This window comes from Paracoccus sp. PARArs4, from assembly GCF_947311865.1.
GTDB lineage: Bacteria > Pseudomonadota > Alphaproteobacteria > Rhodobacterales > Rhodobacteraceae > Paracoccus > Paracoccus zeaxanthinifaciens.
The window spans coordinates 60,731-82,542 of sequence record NZ_CAMZMW010000006.1; the positions used below are offsets into that span (position 1 = coordinate 60,731).

Annotated in this window: 17 protein-coding genes; 8 read left to right on the forward strand and 9 right to left on the reverse strand. The window is 66.8% G+C overall.

Translation table 11 applies throughout. The annotated features are described in order from the left end of the window. Positions 1 to 79: 79 nt before the first annotated feature. The gene (locus QMZ16_RS06585) at positions 80 to 1,570 is read left to right on the forward strand and encodes an aldehyde dehydrogenase family protein (protein WP_282602611.1); all 1,491 of its coding nucleotides are present in this window, start codon (positions 80 to 82) and stop codon (positions 1,568 to 1,570) included. Further along, the gene (locus tag QMZ16_RS06590) at positions 1,570 to 2,301 is read left to right on the forward strand and encodes a sulfite exporter TauE/SafE family protein (protein ID WP_282602612.1); all 732 of its coding nucleotides are present in this window, start codon (positions 1,570 to 1,572) and stop codon (positions 2,299 to 2,301) included. The genes QMZ16_RS06585 and QMZ16_RS06590 overlap by 1 nt, the downstream gene beginning before the upstream one ends. Before the next feature lie 66 nt (positions 2,302 to 2,367). Here QMZ16_RS06590 and QMZ16_RS06595 read toward each other — a convergent pair whose 3' ends face one another. The 3 genes from QMZ16_RS06595 to QMZ16_RS06605 all read right to left on the reverse strand — a co-directional run bounded on the left by QMZ16_RS06595 (position 2,368) and on the right by QMZ16_RS06605 (position 5,483). Then, positions 2,368 to 3,630: an ABC transporter permease gene (locus tag QMZ16_RS06595; RefSeq protein ID WP_282602613.1), complete on the reverse strand. Its 1,263-nt coding sequence runs from the start codon at positions 3,628 to 3,630 to the stop codon at positions 2,368 to 2,370. A 1-nt stretch (position 3,631) separates the two neighbouring features. Further along, positions 3,632 to 4,432 carry an ABC transporter ATP-binding protein gene (locus QMZ16_RS06600; protein ID WP_022706116.1) on the reverse strand — a complete coding sequence of 267 codons (801 nt, stop codon included), beginning with the start codon at positions 4,430 to 4,432 and terminating at the stop codon, positions 3,632 to 3,634. Positions 4,433 to 4,502: 70 nt separating this feature from the next. Next, positions 4,503 to 5,483, reverse strand: a complete 981-nt coding sequence (locus QMZ16_RS06605) for an ABC transporter substrate-binding protein (protein WP_282602614.1) — start codon at positions 5,481 to 5,483, stop codon at positions 4,503 to 4,505. 278 nt (positions 5,484 to 5,761) lie between these two features. Between QMZ16_RS06605 and QMZ16_RS06610 the strand changes: the two genes are divergently transcribed. Together QMZ16_RS06610 and QMZ16_RS06615 are read left to right on the forward strand one after the other, a co-directional pair. Then, complete coding sequence (locus QMZ16_RS06610; RefSeq protein ID WP_282602615.1) at positions 5,762 to 7,138, forward strand: aminotransferase class III-fold pyridoxal phosphate-dependent enzyme; 1,377 nt, start codon at positions 5,762 to 5,764, stop codon at positions 7,136 to 7,138. Positions 7,139 to 7,211: 73 nt separating this feature from the next. Further along, a complete protein-coding gene (locus QMZ16_RS06615; protein WP_282602616.1) occupies positions 7,212 to 8,684 on the forward strand; it encodes a PLP-dependent aminotransferase family protein in 1,473 nt (490 codons plus the stop codon). On the opposite strand, the gene QMZ16_RS06620 is transcribed toward QMZ16_RS06615, so the two are convergent. Continuing rightward, positions 8,685 to 9,671, reverse strand: a complete 987-nt coding sequence (locus QMZ16_RS06620; RefSeq protein ID WP_282602617.1) for a LacI family DNA-binding transcriptional regulator — start codon at positions 9,669 to 9,671, stop codon at positions 8,685 to 8,687. A gap of 151 nt (positions 9,672 to 9,822) precedes the next feature. On the opposite strand from QMZ16_RS06620, the gene QMZ16_RS06625 reads away from it, so the two are divergent. The 4 genes from QMZ16_RS06625 (at position 9,823) to QMZ16_RS06640 (ending at position 15,784) form a co-directional block, all read left to right on the forward strand. After that, positions 9,823 to 12,144, forward strand: a complete 2,322-nt coding sequence (locus QMZ16_RS06625) for an aminomethyltransferase family protein (protein ID WP_282602618.1) — start codon at positions 9,823 to 9,825, stop codon at positions 12,142 to 12,144. A gap of 32 nt (positions 12,145 to 12,176) precedes the next feature. After that, positions 12,177 to 13,139 carry a glycine betaine ABC transporter substrate-binding protein gene (locus tag QMZ16_RS06630; protein WP_282602619.1) on the forward strand — a complete coding sequence of 321 codons (963 nt, stop codon included), beginning with the start codon at positions 12,177 to 12,179 and terminating at the stop codon, positions 13,137 to 13,139. Between the two features lie 68 nt (positions 13,140 to 13,207). Beyond that, a complete protein-coding gene (locus QMZ16_RS06635) occupies positions 13,208 to 14,257 on the forward strand; it encodes a betaine/proline/choline family ABC transporter ATP-binding protein (RefSeq protein WP_282602620.1) in 1,050 nt (349 codons plus the stop codon). A gap of 9 nt (positions 14,258 to 14,266) precedes the next feature. After that, positions 14,267 to 15,784, forward strand: coding sequence for an ABC transporter permease subunit (locus QMZ16_RS06640; RefSeq protein ID WP_282602621.1), 1,518 nt, complete (start codon positions 14,267 to 14,269; stop codon positions 15,782 to 15,784). 79 nt (positions 15,785 to 15,863) lie between these two features. Here QMZ16_RS06640 and purU read toward each other — a convergent pair whose 3' ends face one another. The 5 genes from purU to QMZ16_RS06665 are packed head-to-tail and all read right to left on the reverse strand — an operon-like array spanning position 15,864 to position 21,807. Beyond that, entirely contained in the window at positions 15,864 to 16,748 is an 885-nt protein-coding gene (purU, locus tag QMZ16_RS06645) for a formyltetrahydrofolate deformylase (RefSeq protein ID WP_282602622.1), read from the reverse strand. After that, positions 16,745 to 17,650, reverse strand: coding sequence for a bifunctional methylenetetrahydrofolate dehydrogenase/methenyltetrahydrofolate cyclohydrolase FolD (gene folD, locus QMZ16_RS06650; RefSeq protein WP_282602623.1), 906 nt, complete (start codon positions 17,648 to 17,650; stop codon positions 16,745 to 16,747). Before folD ends, purU begins: the two co-directional genes overlap by 4 nt. 3 nt (positions 17,651 to 17,653) lie before the next feature. Then, a complete protein-coding gene (locus tag QMZ16_RS06655) occupies positions 17,654 to 18,574 on the reverse strand; it encodes an FAD-binding protein (RefSeq protein WP_282602624.1) in 921 nt (306 codons plus the stop codon). Then, positions 18,574 to 19,326, reverse strand: coding sequence for an electron transfer flavoprotein subunit beta/FixA family protein (locus tag QMZ16_RS06660; RefSeq protein WP_282602625.1), 753 nt, complete (start codon positions 19,324 to 19,326; stop codon positions 18,574 to 18,576). The genes QMZ16_RS06655 and QMZ16_RS06660 overlap by 1 nt, the downstream gene beginning before the upstream one ends. Before the next feature lie 36 nt (positions 19,327 to 19,362). Then, positions 19,363 to 21,807 (reverse strand): FAD-dependent oxidoreductase, encoded by a 2,445-nt coding sequence (locus QMZ16_RS06665; RefSeq protein WP_282602626.1) that lies wholly within the window; start codon positions 21,805 to 21,807, stop codon positions 19,363 to 19,365. Positions 21,808 to 21,812: the final 5 nt, after the last annotated feature.

The window sequence follows — 21,812 nt, forward strand, 5'->3', positions numbered from 1 at the left end:
CCCCTCTGGCCCTAACGCCGGGGGGCTTTCGCCATCTATACCGGACCCAGCCGAATGTTCCATGGCCGGAGAACCCTTGATGACGACGCAGAAACAGATCCAGACCGCACCGGACGAGGTCTTCGCGAATTATCGGCAGGTGAACCTGATCGACGGGCAGCGCGTCCCCGCCAAGGCAGCGCTGGACGTGCTGAACCCCGCCACCGGGCTGGTGCTGGGGCAGGCCGCCGCCAGCGACGCCGACGAGACCGCAGCCGCCGTCGCATCGGCCAAGGCCGCGCAGGTCGCATGGGCGCAGGTCCCCGCCCGCGAACGCGGCAAGCGCGTCGCCGCCGCAGCCCGCGCCGTCGCCCAGAACGCCGAGCTGATCGCGCAGGTCCTCGCGCGAGAGACCGGCAAGGCCATCCGCACCGAATGTCGCGGCGAGGTCGCGGTCGCCGCCGACATCATCGAGTTCTATGGCGGGCTGGCATCGGAACTGAAGGGCCAGACCGTCCCCTACAACCCGCGCATGCTGACCATGACCACGCGCGAACCCCTTGGCGTCGTCGCGGCCATCGTGCCCTGGAACGTGCCGCTGGTCCTGTTCGCGCTGAAGGTCGGCCCCGCGCTGGTCGCGGGCAACTCGGTCGTGGTGAAATCCTCGGAAGAAGCCCCCTTCGCGACCTTCCTTCTGGCCGAGATCATGATGGCCCACCTGCCCGCGGGCGTGCTGAACATCGTGAACGGCACCGGCGCCGTCTGCGGCAATGCGCTGACCGGCCATCCCGACATCGCCAAGATCACCTTCACCGGATCCGAGGCCGTGGGCGAGGCGATCTACAAGGTCGGCGCGTCGCGCATCATCCCCGTCTCGCTCGAGCTGGGGGGCAAGTCGCCCATGATCATCTGCGAGGATGCGGATCTGGACAAGGCCGTCGCGGGCGCGATCTCGGGGATGCGCTTCACCCGCCAGGGCCAGAGCTGCACCGCCGCCAGCCGCATCTATGTCCATGACAGCCTGATGGACGGCTTCATGCAGCGCCTTGGCGAACAGCTGGACCGTCTGGTCATCGGCGACCCGCTGGACGAGGCCACCGATGTCGGCACCATCATCAACGCCCGCCAGACCGCGACCATCGCAGGCTATGTCGCGCAGGCCGAGGCGACGCCGGGCGCGACCGTCACCCGCTATGGGCAGCTGCCCAAGGACGCGGCGCTGTCGCCCGACCTGTTCGTCCAGCCGACGATCCTGACCGGTCTTCCCGACGATCACCCCTGCATCATGGAAGAGATCTTCGGCCCCGTCGCCGTCGTCCAGGGCTGGAGCGATTACGACGAGGTCATCGACCGCGCCAACAGCACGCATTACGGCCTTGCCGCATCGGTCTGGACGCGCAGCCTGCAGGTCGCGCTGGACAGCACCTCGCGGCTGGATGCGGGCTATGTCCAGGTGAACCAGAACCTGACGATCCAGCCCAATGTCAGCTATGGCGGGTTCGGGCGGTCGGGCCTCGGCAAGGAAGCCTCGCTCGAGGCGATGCTGGAGCATTTCACGCGGTCCAAGACCATCGTCATGAACTTCGACTGATGGACGACATCATCGTGCTGTCCGCCGCCACCCTGGCGGCGGGCTTTCTGCGGGGCGTGACCGGGTTCGGTTTCGCCCTTGCTGCCGTTCCGCTCTACAGTCTCAGCGTGCCGCCGATCCAGGCGGTGGTCATGGCGCAGATGCTGCAGATCGCCGCCGCGCCGACCGACATCGTGCAGAACCGCCGCAGCGTGGACCGCAAGGCGCTGACCCTTCTGTGCTCGGGGGCGGTGATCTGCACGCCGGTCGGCGCGTTCTTCGCGACCCGCCTGCCTGCCGACGCCATGCGCCTTGCCATCGCGGTCGTCGTGCTGATGGGCCTCGTGGCGCTGATGGCCAAGGTCACGATCCGCGACGGCAAGGGTCCGGCGATCACCGCAGGTGCGGTGGCGGGCCTGCTGGGGGGACTGGCCGCGATGCCCGGACCGCCCGCCGTGGCCTATTTCCTGGGCCGGGGCGCGGGCAAGGCGTCCAGCCGGGCCTCGTTGCTGCTGTTCTTCGCCTTCACGGCGGTCATCGCGCTTGGGTCGCTGGCGATCGGGTCGGACGTGCTGCGCTGGCACATGGTGCTGGCGGCGGTCGCGGCCTATCCCTCGATGCTGATCGGAAGCTGGCTGGGCACGCGCCTGTTCCAGCGGCTGGGTGACGGGCATTACCGGATCGCGGCACTTGGCGTGCTGTTCGTCTCGGCGGTGCTGACGGGGATCAAGGGCGTCGCGGGCCTGATCTGAACCGATCCGCAACGAAGAACGCCGCCCCCGACGGGGCGGCGTTTCGCGTTCTTTCGGGGTATATCGTCAGGAGCGGCCCTTCCAGGGCACCAGCCAGCTCTCGGCCTTGCGCATCAGGATGTCGATGCCGAAGCCGATCAGGCCGATCAGCACGATCCCCATGATCACGATGTCGGTCGCCTGGAACTTGGACGCCGCGACGATCATCTTGCCCGCGCCCTTTTCGGCAGCGACCAGCTCGGCCGCGACGACGGTGCCCCAGCAGACGCCCATCGCGACCCGCGCCCCGGTGAAGATCTCGGGAAGCGAGTTCGGCACGATGACATGACGTAGCACCTGCCATTTCGACGCGCCCAGGCTGTAGGCGGCATGCACCTTGGTGATGTTCACCCCCGACACGCCCGCCCGGGCCGAGATGATCATGACCCACAGCGCCGCCAGGAACAGCAGCACGATCTTGCCGTTCTCGCCGATGCCGAACCAGATGATGACCAGCGGGATCAGCGCCAGCGGCGGGACGGGGCGCATGAATTCGACGATGGGATCGAACCAGCCGCGCGCCCAGCCCGACAGGCCCATCGCGTAGCCAAGCGGGATCCCCACCAGCGACCCGATCACGAAGCCCGCGATGACGCGCCACAGCGACCAGCCGACATGTTCAAGCAGGGCGACGTTCTGGTATCCGTCGCGCGCGATCTCGAAGAAGCGGGCGACGACGGCCTCGGGGGCGGGCATCCAGATCGGCTCCATCTGCAGGCCCTTGTCGGGCGAGAAGTTGAGCGAGCCCTTGGCCGTCATCGTCACGCTGCCATCGGGGACCGAGACCGTGCCGCCCGGCTGGATCGGACGACCTTCGATCGCGGTGATGGTCGCGTCGTCGCCATCGTTGCGCTGCGCGCTGATCAGGACCGAGCGCCATGCGGCGACGGTCGCGACATCGCTTGTGGCAAAGCCGGTCGCGGGACCGGCCTCGGGGTCCTCGGCCTCGGCGCCGGTCTCGTGGACCAGCACGGTCACGGTGGCGTCGGCCTGCTGCCCGTCCGGCGCGGTCGCCGTATAGGTGAACGAGGTCGTCCCCGTGTATGGCCCCGGCACGTGGACCGGCACCAGCTTCGAGCCGGTGAACGCACCCCAGACCAGAAACACCACCACGACCGAGATGATCGAGGCCCACCGATCGGGCCTCACCGCGCTCTCATCCCCGAAGGTGACGGTCTTGAGCGAGGTGAAGTCGGTGACCTTGGCCATCGACCTGCGCACCAGCGATATGGCCAGCGCCGCCCCGAAGAACAGCGCGGCATAGACGGCAAGTATGATGAGACCGGTCATGTCAGTTCTCTGCTCCGCCCATGATTTCCTCTTCCATTTCCCAGATCATGCCCAGGATCTCGTTCTTGGTGGCCCCGAAGGCCGGATCTTCCTTGACCGAGCGCAGATCGGCGCCGACGGCGCGTTCCGCGAAGGGCAGGCGATATTCCTTGTGGATGCGGCCGGGGCGCGGGGCCATGACCAGCAGGCGTTCGCCCAGCAGCAGCGCCTCGTCGACGGAATGCGTGATCAGGATGATGGTCTTGCCCGTCTCCTTCCACAGCTTCAGCACGAGGCCCTGCATCTTCTCGCGCGTCAGCGCGTCCAGCGCGCCCAGGGGTTCGTCCATCAGGATCACGTCGGGGTCGTTGGCAAGGCAGCGGGCCAGCGCCACGCGCTGCTGCATGCCGCCCGACAGCTCGTAGACGGCCTTGGTCTTGAAGGCGCCGAGGCCGACCGTGTCCAGAAGGTTCTCGACGATGGTGTTGCGCTCGGTCTCGTCCATGCCCTTCATGCGGGGGCCGAATTCGACGTTCTGGCGCACGCTCATCCATTCGAACAGCGCGCCCTTCTGGAAGACCATGCCGCGTTCCGCGCCGGGGCCGGTGACGGGGCGGCCATCCAGCGTGACCTGGCCCGCCGTGGGCGCAAGGAACCCGGCAAGGATGTTCAGAAGCGTCGATTTCCCGCAACCCGACGGGCCGAGAACCGACAGAAGCTCTCCCTTGCCGATATCAAGCGAGACGTCCTTCAACGCCTGAACATGCCCGCCCTTGGGCAGGTCGAAACGCATGGACAGGTTGTCGATGCTGAGAAATGCCATGGGCAGTATTCCCGAAATCAAAGGGTGGTCGTTCCGGGCGCATGGTGGTGCCGCGCCCGGAACGCAGGGTTCACTGGGTCGCGGCCAGCGGCGCGGTGTTGATCGCCGCGGCATAGCTGTCCAGCGCGCTGCCGATGCTGCCGGCCTCGACGAAGACGTCCGCGACGCCCTTCATGAAGTTCTGCGCGTTGCCGCCCAGCCATTTCTGCGACAGCTGTTCCCCGACGCTCGGGAAGGCGAAGGTCTCGATCGCGGCCTCGGCCTCGTCGGGGGTCATGCCCGATTCCGCGGCGATCTTGGCCAGCATCTCGGGGTCGTGGTTCTCGTTCCACTCGGCGTTGACGGCGGCGGTCACTGCCAGGAACTCGGACACCAGCGCCTCGTTCTCGACCACGAAATCGGCGGGGGCAGAGGTCACGTCGAAGACGAGGATGCCCAGCTCCTCCTTCTCGGCGCCGGTCAGCAGCACGTTGCCGTGCTCCTTCATGCGGGCGAGGCCGCCACCGTAACCGCAGGCGAAATCGACCTCGCCCTGGGCCAGCGCGGCGGCACCGTCGGTCGGCGCCATGTCCACGACCGTCAGCGAGGCCACGTCCACGCCGAAATGCTCCATCTGGCGCAGGAAGCCGTAATGCGCGGCAGTGCCCATCGGCACGGCGACCTTCTTGCCGGCCAGTTCGTCCGCGCTGTCCTTGTCGATCTCCAGCGCAGTCGCGACGACGCAGTTGTCGTTCTCGGAATAGCTGACGGCGACATCCAGCGTCTGCAGCGCCTGCCCGGCAGATGCGGCCACCACGAAGGGCGGGACGCCCTGCGACAGCGCGATCTGCACATCCCCGGATGCCATTGCCGCCGACATCGCGGTGCCGGTCTCGAAGGCGACCCAGTTGACCTTCATGCCAAGCGCCTCGTCATAGGTGCCGTCGGCCTTGGCGGCCAGGAACGGCATCGGCCATTCCAGGAAATAGGCCACGGTCAGCTCCTCGGCGGCGGCGGCGCCCGCCACCAGCGCCATCGCGCTTGCGGACATCATGCTGGCAAATCTTCTCATCTCTCTCTCCTTCGGGCGGATGTTTGGCGACGCGTTGGCCGCAAGGCTTTTCCCTGTCGTTCCGGCACGGCGACCCGCATGGGGCGCCCGCCGATGATCCGATCAAGGCGGATGATGATGCGCCGCTCAACATGCCTGCGGGTCTGGACCTATCGCTTGGGGTCGTCTGGCCCTACTCGCGCCGCAAGTTTGGGCACAGTTTGGGACCAGATGCGCAGCGGCGGGATCGTCCCCCGAAGCATGTCCCCTTCCCTTGCCCCCGATTGGAGTGCCCTCCCGTGAACCAAGTCGCCCCCGTCAACGATTTCTCGGAAATCATCAGCGCCGACCGCGCGCATGTCTGGCATCACCTGACCCAGCACAAGGCGCACGAGACGACCGACCCCCGCATCATGGTCGAGGGCAAGGGCATGCGCGTCTGGGATGCCACGGGGCGTGAACATCTGGACGCCGTGTCGGGCGGCGTCTGGACCGTCAATGTCGGATATGGCCGCGACACGATCGGCCAGGCGATCAGCGATCAGGTCACGAAGATGAACTTCTTCGCGCAGAACAACGGATCGGTCCCCGGCGCCCTGTTCGCGCAGAAGCTGATCGAGCGGATGCCGGGCATGAGCCGCGTCTACTATGTCAACTCGGGGTCCGAGGCCAACGAGAAGGCGTTCAAGATGGTCCGCCAGATCGCGCAGAAGCGTTACGGCGGGCAGAAATACAAGATCCTTTATCGCGAGCGCGACTATCACGGCTCGACCATCTCGACGATCTCGGCGGGCGGCCAGTTCGAGCGGAACGCCCATTACGGCCCCTATACCCCCGGCTTCGTCGAAGTGCCGCACTGCCTCGAATACCGCGCCCAGTGGGATGTCGAGAATTACGGCCAGCGCGCGGCCGACGCCATCGAGGAGGTGATCCTGCGAGAGGGCCCCGAGACCGTCGGCGCGCTGTGCCTCGAAACCGTGACGGCGGGCGGCGGCGTCATCACCCCGCCCGAAGGGTATTGGCAGCGCGTGCAGGAGATCTGCCGCAAATACGACATCCTGCTGCATCTGGACGAGGTGGTCTGCGGCATCGGACGCACCGGCAAGTGGTTCGGATACCAGCATTACGGCATCCAGCCCGACCTGGTGACGATGGCCAAGGGTGTGGCCTCGGGCTATGCCGCGATCGCCTGCCTCGTGACGACCGAGAAGGTCTTCGAGATGTTCAAGGATGCCAGCGATCCGATGGGTCATTTCCGCGACATCTCGACCTATGGCGGCTGCACCGGCGGGCCGGCGGCGGCGCTGGAGAACATGCGCATCATCGAGGAAGAGGGCCTGCTGGAGAACACGCTGGCCATGGGCGAGCGGCTGATGGGCAACCTGCGCGAATTGCAGGAACGCCACGCGGCGATCGGCGACGTGCGCGGGCTGGGACTGTTCTGCGGGGCCGAACTGGTCGCGGATCGCCAGACCAGGGAACCCGCCCCCGAGGCCAAGGTGCAGGCCGTGATCGCGGAATGCATGGCGCAGGGCGTCATCATCGGCGCGACCGCACGCGCTATCCCCGGCTTCAACAACACGCTGTGCCTGGCCCCGGCCCTAATCGCCACCGCCGAGGACATCGACGCGATCACGGCGGCCATCGACGTCGCCCTGACGCGCGTCTTCGGCTGACCGGCGGCGATTGCGCAACGGGTTCGGACCGCGCTAACCTGCGGTCCGAACCACCCGTGCGACGGAACGGCAATTGGCGATACCACCCGAAATCTTCCTTCTGCCCGCCAAGAGCGACGCGACCCTTCAACAGCAGATCCAGCAGGTCGTGGCCGAGGCGATCGTCTCGGGGCGCTGCGCCCCCGGCGAGAAGATGCCGTCCTCGCGCAGGCTGGCCGAACATCTGGGCGTGTCCCGGATCACGGTCACGCTTGGATATACGGAACTGGTGGCGAACGAATACCTCGTCTCGCGCGACAGGTCGGGCTATTTCGTGGCCGATACCGCGCCGACGCGCCCCGTCTTCGCCGACCAGGCCGAGGACAGCCGCGGCGGCGTGGACTGGGACCGCAAGCTGACGCGCCGGACCCTGCAGCGCGACGACATCCTGCGCCCCCCGAACTGGAGCGATTACCGCTTTCCCTTCATCTATGGCCAGTCGGACCCCGACCTGTTCGACCACGGAAACTGGCGCAACTGCGCCCTCCGTGCGGTCGGGCGGCGCGATTTCGACAGCCTTGCGCAGGACCATTACCAGAACGACGATCCGATGCTGGTCGAGTTCATCCTGCGCCAGATCCTGCCCCGCCGCGGCATCCGCGCCCATCCAGACGAGATCCTGATCACGATGGGCGGGCAGAACGCGCTGTGGATGATCGCGCAGCTGCTGCTGTCCGAGGGGCAGAAGGCCATCGTCGAGAACCCCTGCTTTCCGGGGCTGCGCCGGATCTTCGACCAGATGCGCTATGTCGCGACCTCGGTCGACGTGGATGGCGACGGCCTGCCGCCGGACCGGATCCCGCCGGATGCGGACCTGGTCTTCACCACCCCCAGCCACCACGCCCCGACCAACGTCACGATGCCGCTGGAACGGCGCCTGCAGATGCTGGACCGCGCCTTGCAGGACGACTTCCTGATCGTCGAGGACGATTACGAGTTCGAGATGTCCTTCCTCTACCCGCCCGCACCCGCGCTCAAGTCGCTGGATCGGGCGGGGTCCGTCATCTACCTGGGATCGTTTTCCAAATCGATCTTTCCGGGATTGCGCCTGGGCTATGTCGTGGGGGCGAAACCGCTTATCCAGGAAATGCGCAAGCTGCGCACGGTCGTCCTGCGCCATCCGCCCAGCCATATCCAGCGCACGACCGCCTATTTCCTGTCTCTCGGGCATTACGACAGCCAGCTTGCGCGGATGGCCCGCGTCTATGGCAAGCGCCGCGCCATCATGGAGGGCTGCATCCGCGAATTCGGCCTGACGCCTGCGGGACGCGACATGCATGGCGGGTCGTCCTTCTGGATGAAGGCCCCGCCCGGCGTCGATACGACCCAGCTGGCGCTGGATCTGCGCCGGAACAGCGTCCTGATCGAGCCCGGCAACGCCTTCTTCGCGCATCGCGCGCCCGACAAGGCGCATTACCGCATCGCCTATTCCTCGATCAACGCGAACCTCATCCGCGACGGCATGGCCCTGGTCGCCGAGGCGATCCGGCAGGCCCCCCGCGCCTGATCACCGGCAGGGACCGGTCGAGCCGCGCACGACCAGTTCGTGATCCAGCAGTTGCGGGTCGGGTTTCTCGTCCCTCTCGACCCAGCCTGCCAGAGCATCGGCGACGGCGCGCCCCATCCGCGACACCGGCAGGTGGATCGTCGACAGCGCCGGATAGAGATGCGCCGAGCCGGGCAGATCGTCGAGACCCATCACCGACATGTCGTCCGGAATGCGCAACCCGTGGCGCTGCACCTCGGCCATCGCGCCGGCGGCGATGACATCGGACAGGCACAGGATGGCGCTTGGGCGCGGACCCGAAAGCACGCACTGGACCGCCTGACAGCCGCCCGCCGTCGAAAGAGCGGTCTCGTGAAAGGTCAGATCGGCATCGCCCTGCCCCTGCAGCGCAAGGACGCGGCGCTGTGTCCGGTCGTTGCGCAGCGGGCCGTGCAGGACGGCGATGCGGCGATGGCCCAGCCCGGTCAGATGGGACAGCGCCGCCAGCGCGGCGCCGTGATTGTCGTATCCGATGGTCGGCATCCGGTAATCCGGATCGTGGCAGGAGATCGCGATGACCGGCAGGCGTGCTCGGGCGACCAGCTCGTCGAAATCGGGGCTACGGGTCATGCCCGACACGATCAGCCCCTCGGCCCCGATATCGAGCAGGGCGCGGGCCTTGGCGACCTCGATATCGGGGTCGTCATCCGTCGTGGCAACGACCAGCGACAGCCGCTGCGCCGTCAGCCCCTGTTCAAGGTTCGCCAACACGCGCGCGAAGATGTCGCTGTCCAGCGTGGGGACCAGCGCGCCGACGAATCGCGTCCGCCCCGAATTGATCGCGCGGGCCGCAGCACTGGGCACCCATTGCAGCCGCCGCATCGCACCCTCGACCCGCTCGCGCGTCGCAGGGGCCACGGTTGCCGGTGAATTCATCACCCGCGAGACGGTCGCCACCGACACGCCCGCATCCGCTGCGACATCGCGCAGGTTCGCCCGCTTCCGCATCGCCGTTTTATTCATCCGCACCGCCCGAGATTCGATCACGCCACCCTGCCGTTCCTGCATTTTAGCAGGAACACCTGTATAGGTTCTTGACGGATGTAACCAGTTACACGCCAACTGTAACCAGTTACATCTGCAGAATCGAGACCGACTGATGACCGCTTACACAGTCCTGCGCGATTTCGACAACATGGGTTTCCTGACCCCTGCCCGCAGCTTCCACGGCTTTCCCAAACGCTCGGCCCCGGTCGATCGTGCGCTTGCCCCGCGCGAGGGGATGCGGCTGGATGCCCGTGCAGGCGACCTTGTGTCGGTCGATATCGCAGCAGGGGCCGAGGCCCGCATCCTTGCCTTCGGACCGCGCGGCGCCGATGCGCTGGCCGAACTGGGCCTGACCGCGAATGCCGCGATGGATGCGGGCGATTGCGATCCGCAAGCCATGTTCGACTGGATCGCGGCCTGCGGCGGAACCCGCCGCGACCTGCCCGCCTGCCGCATCGCCCCGCTGGACGAGCCGCTGCTGCTGCGCGTCCGCGATCCCCTGACGATCTGGGTCTTCTGGCCGACCCCGCCCGAGGCGCTGGTGACGGGCGGCCTGGGCGGCGCGGTCCGCGTCGGACATCGGCAGGCGGCGACGAATTCGCCGCTGCTGCCGCCGCTCCTGGGCGATGTGCGCGACGAATTCACCGTCCCGCGCGGCACCGCCTTGGCCTACGAGCTGAAGAAGGGCGAGTTCCTGCAGATCATCGATGTCGAGGGGCAGCAATGCTCGGACTTCAACGCCTTCCGCGCGGATGGCCTTGATCGCGGACTGGAACTGTCGATCGACGGCACGGCCACCCGCTCGATGGTGCGGCGGGCCTTTCCGGGGCCGGGCATCCTGGACAAGTTCTTCGATGCCGACATGCGCCCGCTGCTGAACGTGGTGCAGGATACCTGCGGGCGTCACGACACCTTCGGGCTGGCCTGCAACGCGCGCGGTTACGAGGAGCGCGGCTTTCCGGGCCACGTGAACTGTTCGGACAACATGTCCGACGCGCTGGCACCGTTCGGCGTGCAGCGCAGACGCGCATGGCCCGCGATCAACTTCTTCTGGAACACCTGGATCGACCCGCATTCCCATCACCTGATGACGCAGGAATCCCATTCGCGTCCCGGCGACTACGTGGCGATGCAGGCGATGGACGACCTTGTCTGCGTCTCGACCGCCTGCCCCGACGACATCGACCCCATCAACGGGTGGAACCCGACGGATGTGCATGTCCGCATCTATCGCCCCGAAACCCCCATCCGCCGCGCCGTGGCCTACCGCGAGAAGGAAGACGCCCCCATGACGATCAGCCAGAATTCGGCCTTCCACGAACGGCTGGCCCCGCTGACGCAGAACTTCGCGCCCGCGCGCGACCTCTGGGCGCCCACCAGCTTCGCGGCGGACGGGGCGATCGGCGAATACTGGGCCTGCCGCAACAACGTGACGATCCAGGACATGAGCGGGCTGCGCAAATACGACATCATCGGCCCCGATGCCGAGCGTCTGCTGCAGCACGCGACCACCCGCAACGTGGCCAAGCTGGCGGTCTGGCGCGGATCCTATACGCTGATCTGCGACGAGGCGGGCACCGTCATCGACGACGGCACGCTGTTCCGCCTGGCCCCCGACCTGTTCCGCTGGTGCTGCGGCTCCGAGGAAAGCGGCCGCGTGCTGGAAGCGATGGCCCGGCAGATGGGCCTGCAGGTCCGCATCCACCACCTGGGCGGCGCGATGCCGAACCTTGCGCTGCAGGGGCCGAAATCGCGCGACCTGCTGCGCCGGATCGTCTTCACGCAACCGAACGTTCCCGCGCTGGACCAGCTGAAATGGTTCGGCGTCACCGTCGCGCGTCTGAACGACCGCGACGGCGCGCCGTTCATGCTGTCCCGCTCGGGCTATACCGGCGAGCTGGGCTACGAGATCTTCTGCGCCCGCGCCGATGCGCTGACGATCTGGGATGCGCTGATCCAGGCCGGGCAGGAATTCGGCATCACGCCGATGGGCAGCGACGCGCTGTCCCTGATCCGGATCGAGGCGGGGCTGGCCGCCGGGAACGCCGAATTCGCCCCCGGCATCGACGCCTTCGAGGCGGGCCTGGGCTTTGCTGTCGATCTGACCAAGCCCGACTTCACCGGCAAGGCCGCGCTTGAACGCAATGCGGCGGCCCCGCGGCGCGTGCTCAAGGGGCTGCTTCTGGACTGCAACGACCTGCCCCATAACGGCGATCCGGTCCTTGCGGGCGAAAGACAGGTCGGCATCGTCACCTCGGCCACCCGCTCGCCCATGCTGGGACATGCAATCGCCATCGCGCGCATCGGCGTCGAGCACGCGCTGAACGACACCCGGCTGGAGATCGGCCAGCTGGACGGCCGGATGAAGCGCCTTGGCGCGACCGTGACCGACATTCCCTTCATAGACCCGCAACGCAAGCGGGCGCGCGCCTGACCGGCGCATCCCCCTGACAGAGAGGATATGACATGAAGAACCTTAGATCCCTGACCGCCATCGCGGCGGTCTTGGCCGCGACCTCGGCCACCGCGCAGGAAAAGGTCATGGTCGGCGAACCCAGCTGGCCCGGCGCCAAGGTCATGAGCCGCATCATCGCGCAGGTCATCCAGACCCGGCTGGGCAGCGAGGCGGGCTATGCCCCCGGCGCGAACGCGGTCATCTTCTCGGCCATGGATGGCGGGCGCGGCGATATCGACGTGCATCCCGATGTCTGGCTGCCGAACCAGGCATCCTTCACCGACGAATTCGTCGAGGGAAAGGGAACCGTCGCCCTGTCCGAAGGCAGCTACGAGGGGCGTTCGGGCTTCTGCGTTCCCACCTACATGGCCGAGGAACACGCGATGAAGTCGGTCTACGACCTTGCCACGCCCATGGCGCAGGACCTGTTCGACAGCAATGGCGACGGCAAGGGCGAGATCTGGGTCGGGGCCTCGGGGTGGTCCTCGACCAACCTGAACCGCGTGAAGGTCCGCGATTACGGGATCGAGACGTTCCTCGAACCCACGACCGAGGACGAGGCCGTCTTCTATGCCCGCCTGAAGGACGCGATCGACCGCAAGGAGGGCGTCGTCTTCTACTGCTACGAGCCGCATTTCGTCCACGCCCTCTATGACGTGACCTTCATCGAGGAACCCGAGCACGATCCGGCCGCCTATGTGATGGTCCAGCCCGACGAGGATGCCGACTGGCTGGCCAAGTCCTCGATCACGACGGGCGACGAGGTCAAGACCGTCACCGTCGCCTATTCCCGGTCGCTGGAACAGCGCAACCCCGCCGCCGCGGCCTTCCTGTCGCGCATCGACATGCAGGCGTCGGACCTGTCGCAGCTGACCCGCCAGACCGTGATCGAAGGGCAGGAGATCGACGAGGCCGTGGCCCAGTGGCTGGATGCCAACGGCGAGATCGTCGACGGCTGGCTGGGTCTGCGGTGACCGCGCCCTGGTACCGACCCCCGCCCGATGCGGGCCGGGGTCCGATCGTCGCCGCGCAAGGAGCAGCCATGACCGACGAGACAGTGATCGACGCGCAGGGCGTGTGGAAGATCTTCGGCACGCGCGCCAAGGAGGCCCTGCGCGCCATCCGCGACGAGGGGCTGGGCAAGGCCGAGGTCCGCGACCGCTTCGAATGCGTGGTCGGCGTGGCGGATGCCAACTTCCAGATCCGCAAGGGAGAGCTGTTCTGCGTCATGGGCCTGTCCGGTTCGGGCAAGTCCACCCTGGTGCGTCACGTCAACCGCCTGCTGGAGCCGACCGACGGGCATATCTTCATCGACGGCGACGACGTGATGGCGCTGGACGAACGCGGGTTGCGCGATCTGCGCAACCGCCGCGTCTCGATGGTGTTCCAGAATTTCGGCCTGATGCCCCACCGGACCGTGCGCGACAACGTCGCCATGCCGCTGGAGATCCGCGGCACCGGCAAGGCCCGCCGTTGGGCCGAGGCCGACCGCGTGCTGGATCTGGTCGACCTGCAGGGATGGGAGGACAAGTACGCCCACGAGCTGTCGGGCGGGATGCAGCAGCGCGTGGGGCTGGCCCGCGCCATCGCCTCGGACCCCGAGATCCTGCTGATGGACGAACCCTTCTCGGCGCTGGACCCGCTGATCCGCAAGCAGCTGCAGGACCAGTTCATGCAGCTGTCGCGGCGGCTGGGCAAGACCACCATGTTCATCACCCACGACCTGGACGAGGCGATCCGCATCGGCCATCGCATCGCCATCATGAAGGACGGCCGCATCGTCCAGATCGGCACCCCCGAGGAGATCATCCTGAACCCGGTCGACGACTATGTCGCCGATTTCGTGGCCGGCATCTCGAAGCTGGACATGATCTTCGCGCGCTCGGTCATGCAGCCTGCCGCGGAATACGAGGCGATGCACGGCCCCGTCCCCGCGGATGCGATGGCGGCCCATCCCGACATGGACCTGAACGCGCTGATGGACCTGTCGGTCGAGGGCCACGGCATCCTGCGCGTGATGTCCGATGACGCCACCGTCGGCGTCATCGACCGCGCGCGGCTGATCCGCGCGATCCAGTCAAGCCAAGCCTGAGGTGATCCCATGAAGCATGTCGAAACATCCGATATGGCGCCCGAGAATGCGGTGCAGCTGCAGGCCCTCGTGTCCGAGTTCGCGGGCCGGGGCCGGCCCTATTACCAGCGCGTCTTCGCCTACATGATGCAGGCGCCCGGCTTCCGCTTCACCCTGAACGCGGCGGCGGCGCTGCTGGGGCCGCTGTGGTTCGGGGCGCGCGGGTTGTGGTCGTGGTTCCTGGGCTTCGTCCTGCTGGAGACGCTGGCCTTCGTGCAGATCGGCATCGGCCTTATCGGCGATCTGGGGCGCGAGGATCGGTTGCGCGCCGAACAGATCGCGCAGACGCTGGACCTGCGCCGCCAGCAGATCGAGGCCGCGCGGCAGGCCGGCTCCGGCTCGGTCGCGTCGCTGGAAAGGGCAGCCGCCTCGCTGGAACAGGCGCTGGCATCGGCACGCGACGCCGCCGAGGGCGCGATCGCGGGCGGCATGATGCATGTCGCCCTGGGCCTTGCCCTGCTGCTGGCGATCCGCTTCGTCGCGGCGTCGATCGCGAACTGGACGCTCGAACGGCAATTCGTGCGCTGGCGGTCCGACCGCGCGGCGGCAAGCGGCTGGTCCCCTGCCCGCCTGTCCGTCGCATCGGTGCTGATGGCTGCCGTCGTCGGCTTGTCGATCCTGCGCTTTGCGATGCCCGACGCCTTCGCGATCCTGAACAGCTTTCCGACGAACCGCGAATGGCGGCTGGACCTGGGCGACGGCGTGCAATCGGTCTTCGACTGGACCAAGACCGCCGGACGCGGTTTCTTCGACGGGCTGACCGTGGGGATGCGCGGATTGCTGGACTGGATCGAGATCCTGCTGGTCGGCACGCCCTGGCCCGTGGTCGCGCTGGTCTTCGTCATGCTGGCATGGCTGTCCGGCGGCCCGAGCGTCGCGATCTTCACCGGCGCGGCGCTGGCCTATCTGGGGCTGCTGGACTTCTGGGAAAAGGCCATGACGACCATCGCGCTTCTGGGCGCGGCGGCGCTGATCTCGATCACCATCGGCATTCCCCTGGGCATCTTCTGCGCGCGCAGGCCGACGGCCTTCGCGATCGTGCGTCCGGTGCTGGACTTCATGCAGTCCATGCCGTCCTTCGTCTACCTGATCCCGGTCGTGGCCTTCATCGGATCGGGCAAGCCCGCAGGCGTCGTCGCCACGATGATCTTCGGCAGCCCGCCGGTGATCCGCTTCACCGTGCTGGGCCTGCAGCAGATCCCGGCATCGGTCCGAGAGGCCGCGATGGCCTTCGGCGCATCGCCCCGCTACCTGCTGTGGCGGGTGGATCTGCCGCTGGCGCGCAAGACGATCATGGCGGGCGTGAACCAGACCATCCTTCTGTCGCTTGCGATGGTGGTCGTCGCCTCGCTCATCGGTGCCAAGGGCCTGGGCGAGGACGTGCTGGAGGCGCTGCAATACGCGGCGGCGGGTCAGGGCATCCTTGCGGGGCTGGCGATCCTGTTCTGCGCGCTGATCCTTGACCGGATCGTCGCCGGACGGAAGTGATGCAGGCTCAACGACGCGAAAGGCCCGGAGCACGCTCCGGGCCTTCTTCATGTCGTGATCGGGACGGAAGAACCGCGCCTCAGCCCATCAGTTCGCTGGAATAGCTGCCGGGCGATGCGGGGAAGACGACGGTCTTGTTGCCGTTCAGGAACACGCGGTGATGCGCATGGGCATGGATCGCGCGCGCCAGCACCTGGCTTTCGACATCGCGGCCCAGGCTGACATAGTCGGACGCGCTTTGGGCGTGGGTGATGCGGACGATGTCCTGCTCGATGATCGGACCTTCGTCCAGGTCGGCAGTGACGTAATGGCTGGTCGCGCCGATCAGCTTCACGCCGCGCTCATAGGCCTGCTTGTAGGGGTTCGCCCCCTTGAAGCTGGGCAGGAATGAATGGTGGATGTTGATGATCCGCCCCGACATCTTCTGGCACATCTGATCCGACAGGATCTGCATGTAGCGGGCCAGGACGATCAGCTCGGCGCCCGCATCCTCGACCACCTTCATGATCTGCGCCTCGGCCTCGGGCTTGTTGTCCTTGGTGACCTTGATGCAGTGGAACGGGATGTCGGCGTTCACCACGACCTTCTGGTAATCCATGTGGTTGCTGATGACGGCGACGATCTCGACCGGCAGCGCGCCGATGCGGACGCGGTACAGCAGGTCGTTCAGGCAATGCCCGAAGCGGCTGACCATGATCGCGACGCGCATCTTCGTGGCCTCGTCATGGAACTGGAAGGTCATGCCCATCTCGCCGGCGACGGTCGCGAAGGCGGCCTCCAGCTCGGGCAGGACCGCGCCTTCCTCGGGGGTGAAGCTGACGCGCATGAAGAACCGGCCGGTCTCCTGGTCGTCGAACTGGCTGCTGTCGGTGATGTTGCAGTCGTGTTCCGCCAGGAAGGTCGAGATCGCGGCCACGATCCCGCGCCGCGACGGGCAGGTGACGGTAAGGCAGTAATTGGTCATGTCGGATCCTGTTCGTCCAGAAGAAGGGGCAGATCCTCGAGCCCGTTCTGATGGCAGAACGCGCTGAGCGTGTTGGCAAGAAGGCAGGCGATCGTCATCGGACCGACCCCGCCCGGAACCGGGGTGATCGCGCCCGCGACATGGCGGACATTCTCGAAATCGACATCGCCCACAAGGGCGGGCTTGCCGTCGCGCTGGATGCGGTTGATGCCCACGTCGATCACCGTCGCGCCGGGCTTGATCCATTCGGCGCGGACCAGCCCCGGCACGCCCGCGGCGACCACCACGATATCGGCCATGCGCGCCAGTTCGGGGATGTTGGTCGAGGATTTATGCGCCACCATCACCGTGCAATCGGCATTCAGCAGCAGCCGGGCCATCGGCTTGCCCACGATGTTGGAATGTCCGATCACCAGCGCGGTCAGGCCCCGGAAATCGGCGTGGTGATGGCGCAGCATCATCATGCAGCCAAGGGGGGTGCAGGGCACGATCGCGTCCTGTCCGGTGCCCACCATCCCGACATTCGAGATGTGGAACCCGTCCACGTCCTTGGCGGGCGATATCGCGTTGATCACCGCCCGCGCATCCAGATGCGCAGGCAGCGGCAGTTGCACCAGGATGCCATGTACCTGCGGGTCGTCGTTCAGCCGGTGGATCAGGTCCAGCAGATCGTCGGCCTGCGTATCGGCGGGCAGGCGATGCTCGAAGCTGCGCATGCCCGCCTCGACCGCCTGCTTGCCCTTGGCGCGGACATAGACCTGGGAGGCCGGGTCCTGCCCGACCAGCACCACGGCCAGTCCCGGTGTGCGGCCCGTTTCGGCCTGCAGCGCGGCGGTGCGCCTGCGCACGCGGTCGCGCAGGACCGCCGCATAGGCCTTGCCGTCGATCAGCTGGGCGGTCATCCGCTACAGCGTCCCGGTCAGTTCGGGCACGGCGTCGAACAGGTCCGCGACCAGCCCGTAATCGGCGACCTGGAAGATCGGCGCTTCCTCGTCCTTGTTGATCGCGACGATGACCTTGCTGTCCTTCATGCCCGCCAGATGCTGGATCGCGCCGGAAATGCCGACGGCGACATACAGATCCGGCGCAACGACCTTGCCGGTCTGGCCGACCTGAAGGTCATTGGCGGCAAACCCGCTGTCGACCGCCGCGCGGCTTGCGCCGACCGCAGCACCCAGCTTGTCCGCAAGGCCCGAGATCAGCGCGAAATCGGCCTCGGACCCGACGCCGCGACCGCCCGAGACCACGACCTTGGCCGAGGACAGTTCGGGACGGTCGCTTTTCACGACCATGTCCTCCAGATGCGCCGACAGAGCGGGCGCGTCGGACAGGGTGACGGTTTCCACGGGCGCGGCATTGCCGGTCGCGGCGGCCTCGAAGGCGGCGGTGCGGATCGACAGCACCTTGACCGCGTCCTGCGACTGCACCGTCTGGATCGCGTTGCCGGCATAGATCGGGCGCTTGAAGGTCTGGGCGTCCAGAACCTCGGTCACGTCGGTAATCACCATCGCATCCAGCAGCGCCGCGACGCGGGGCAGCACGTTCTTGCCCGAGTTCGTCGCGGGCGCGACGATATGGGTCACGCCGCCCGCCAGTTGCAGGATCAGCGCCGACAGGTTTTCGGCCAGCCCGTTGGCCACGCTGTCATCGGCGCAATGCAGCACCTTGTCGATGCCCGCGATGCCGGCCGCGGTCGCCGCCGCCTCGGCGGGGCCGCAGACCAGAACAGTGACCGGACCCAGGGCGGACGCGGCGCTTGCGGATTTCGCGGTCGCGTCCAGCGCCAGCGCGCCCCCCGCAACCTCTGCCAGAAGAAGAACAGACATCAGACCAGCGCCCTTTCTTTCAGTTTCTCGACCAGTTCGCCGACCGAACCGACCTTGATGCCCGCCGCACGACCGGCGGGTTCCTCGGTCGCGACGACCTTCAGGCGGGGCGTGGTATCGACCCCGTAATCCGCGGCGGTCTTTTCCGCGACGGGCTTCTTCTTGGCCTTCATGATGTTGGGAAGGCTGGCATAGCGCGGCTCGTTCAGGCGCAGATCGGTGGTGACGATGGCGGGCAACGCCACCTCGATCTTCTGCAACCCGCCATCGACCTCGCGCACGACCTGCGCCTTGCCGTCCGCGATCTCCAGCGCGGATGCGAAGGTCGCCTGACCCCAGCCCAGCAGCGCCGCCAGCATCTGTCCGGTCGCGTTCATGTCGTTGTCGATGGCCTGCTTGCCCGCGATGACCAGCTGCGGCTGTTCCTCGTCGACGACGGCCTTCAGGATCTTGGAGACGGCCAGCGGCTCGATCTCGGTCGCCTCGGGCGCCTCGACCATGATGCCGCGATCGGCCCCCATCGCCAACGCGGTGCGCAGGGTCTCGACCGACTTCTTGTCGCCGACGGAAACCACCACGATCTCGGTCGCGATCCCGGCTTCCTTCATGCGGATCGCGGCCTCGACCGAGATCTCGTCGAAGGGGTTCATCGACATCTTCACATTGGCCAGGTCCACGCCGGAACCGTCGGCCTTCACGCGGACCTTGACGTTATAGTCGATCACCCGCTTCACAGGCACCAATACCTTCATTGCTGCGCCTTTCGTTCGTCGTTGAGTTTCAAGGGATCAGACCTTCACCCGTTCGGATTTCGGGTCGTAGAAGGGTTTGAGGGATGCCTCGGCCCGCACGCGGACGCCCGCCACCTCGATCTCGTAATCCGAGGCCAGCACGTCCTGCGCGCTTTCGCCCGCACAGGGGACATAGCCCATGCCCATCGCCGCCCCGAGGTGGTGGCCATAGCCGCCCGAGCTGAGATAGCCGACGATCCGGCCGTCGCGCAGGATGGGTTCCGCGTGATACAGAAGCGGCTCGGGGTCGGTCAGCCGGAACTGGACCATGCGGCTGGCAAGCCCGGCCTCGCGCTTGCGCATCACGGCATCGCGGCCGATATAGTCGCCGTCGCCCTTCTTCAGCGCAAAGCCCAGGCCCGCTTCCAGGATGTGATCCTCGGCCGAGATGTCGTGCCCGAAATGGCGGAAGCCCTTTTCCAGGCGGCAGCTGTCCATCATGTGCAGACCGCACAGCTTGGCATCCATGTCGCGGCCCGCCTCGCGCAGCACCTCGAAGACATGAGCGGCCATGTCGGTCGACACATAGATCTCCCAGCCCAGTTCGCCCACATAGGTGACGCGGTGGGCGCGGGCGACGGCCATGCCGATCTCGATATCCTGCCATGTCCCGAAGGGGTTGGCCGCGTTCGAGAAATCGTTGGGCGAGACGCGCTGCAACAGCGCGCGGCTGTTCGGCCCCATGACGCAGATCACGGCCTCGGCTGCGGTCATGTCGGTCAGGGTCACGCGGCGTTCGCCCAGATGGCGGCGCATCCATGCCTGATCGGCCTGACGCGTCGCCGCCGGGGTCACGACCATATAGGCATCCTCGGCCAGGCGGTTGATGGTCACATCGGCCTCGATCCCCGCGCGGCTGTTAAGGAACTGGCTGTAGACGATCTTGCCCACCGGCACCGACAGGTCGCTGCCCGAGATGTGGTTCAGGAACGCCTCGGCATCGGTACCCTCGACGCGGATCTTGCCGAAGGACGACATGTCGTAGATGCCGACATTCTCGCGGATGGCCTTGTGTTCGCGGGCCGCGTTGTCGAACCAGTTCTGGCGTTTCCACGAATATTCGTATTCCGCCTTCTGCCCCGGATCCGCGAACCAGTTGGCGCGTTCCCAACCGGACAGTTCACCCATGACCGCGCCTTCGGCCTTCAGCGCCTCGTGCAGGGGCGAACGGCGGATGCCGCGCGCGGTGGCCTTCTGGCGATAGGGGAAGTGATCGGCATAAAGCAGGCCGAGCGTCTCCTTGGACCGTTCGAAAAGGTAGTGCTTGTTCCCCTGGAAGGGCTGCATCCGCGCGATGTCGACATCCCCCAGATCGAAGGGCTTCTCGCCCGTATCCATCCAGGATGCCAGCGCGCTGCCCGCGCCGCCCGCCGACTGGATGCCGATGGAATTGAAGCCCGCCGCGACCCAGACATTGTCCATCTCGGGGGCAAGACCCAGGTGATAGGCGTCGTCGGGGGTAAAGCTTTCGGGCCCGTTGAAGAAGGTGTGGATGCCCGTTTCCGCAAGGATCGGCAGGCGGTTCACGGCCATTTCAAGGATCGGCTCGAAATGGTCGAAATCCTCGGGCAGCTGGTCGAACTCGAAATCCTCGGGGATGCCCTTCATCGCCCAGGGCTTGGCGACGGGTTCGAAGGCGCCCAGCAGGATCTTGCCCGCGTCCTCCTTGTAATAGGCGCATTCCTCGGGGACGCGCAGCACGGGCAGCTGCTGCAGGCCCGGCACTGTGTCGGTGACGATGTAGAAATGCTCGCAGGCATGCAGGGGCACGTTGATGCCCATCTGGCGGCCGACCTCATGGCCCCACATGCCCGAACAGTTCACGACGTGATCGCATTCGATCATGCCGCTTGCGCCCTCGGCCTCCCACGAGACGCCGGTGATGCGGCGGCCGTCGCGGCGGAAACCGGTGACCTTGGTGCGTTCCAGCACCTGCGCGCCCCGCTGCTTCGCGCCCTTGGCCAGCGCCAGCGCGATATTGGCCGGATCGCCCTGCCCGTCCTTGTCCAAATAGACCGCCGCCTTCACGCCGTCGATATTCACATGCGGGTAGCGGGTCTGCAGCTCCGAGGGGCTGATCTCCTCGACCTCGACGCCGAAGGCGCGGGCCATGGATGCCTGGCGCAGGATCTCCTCTCGGCGTTCCTCGGACAGGGCCACGGTGATCGAGCCGTTGCGCCGGAAGCCGGTGGCGACGCCGGTCTCCTCTTCCAGCTTGCCGTACAGTTCCTGGCTGTATTTCGCCAGGCGCGTCATGTTCTGGGACGCCCGCAGCTGGGCGATCAGCCCGGCGGCGTGCCAGGTCGTCCCCGAGGTCAGCTGCTTGCGTTCCAGCAGGACCACGTCCTTCCAGCCCAGCTTGGTCAGGTGATAGGCGACCGAGCAGCCGATCACCCCGCCGCCTACGATGACGACGCGTGCTTTTTCAGGGGGCAGTGCCATGTTCA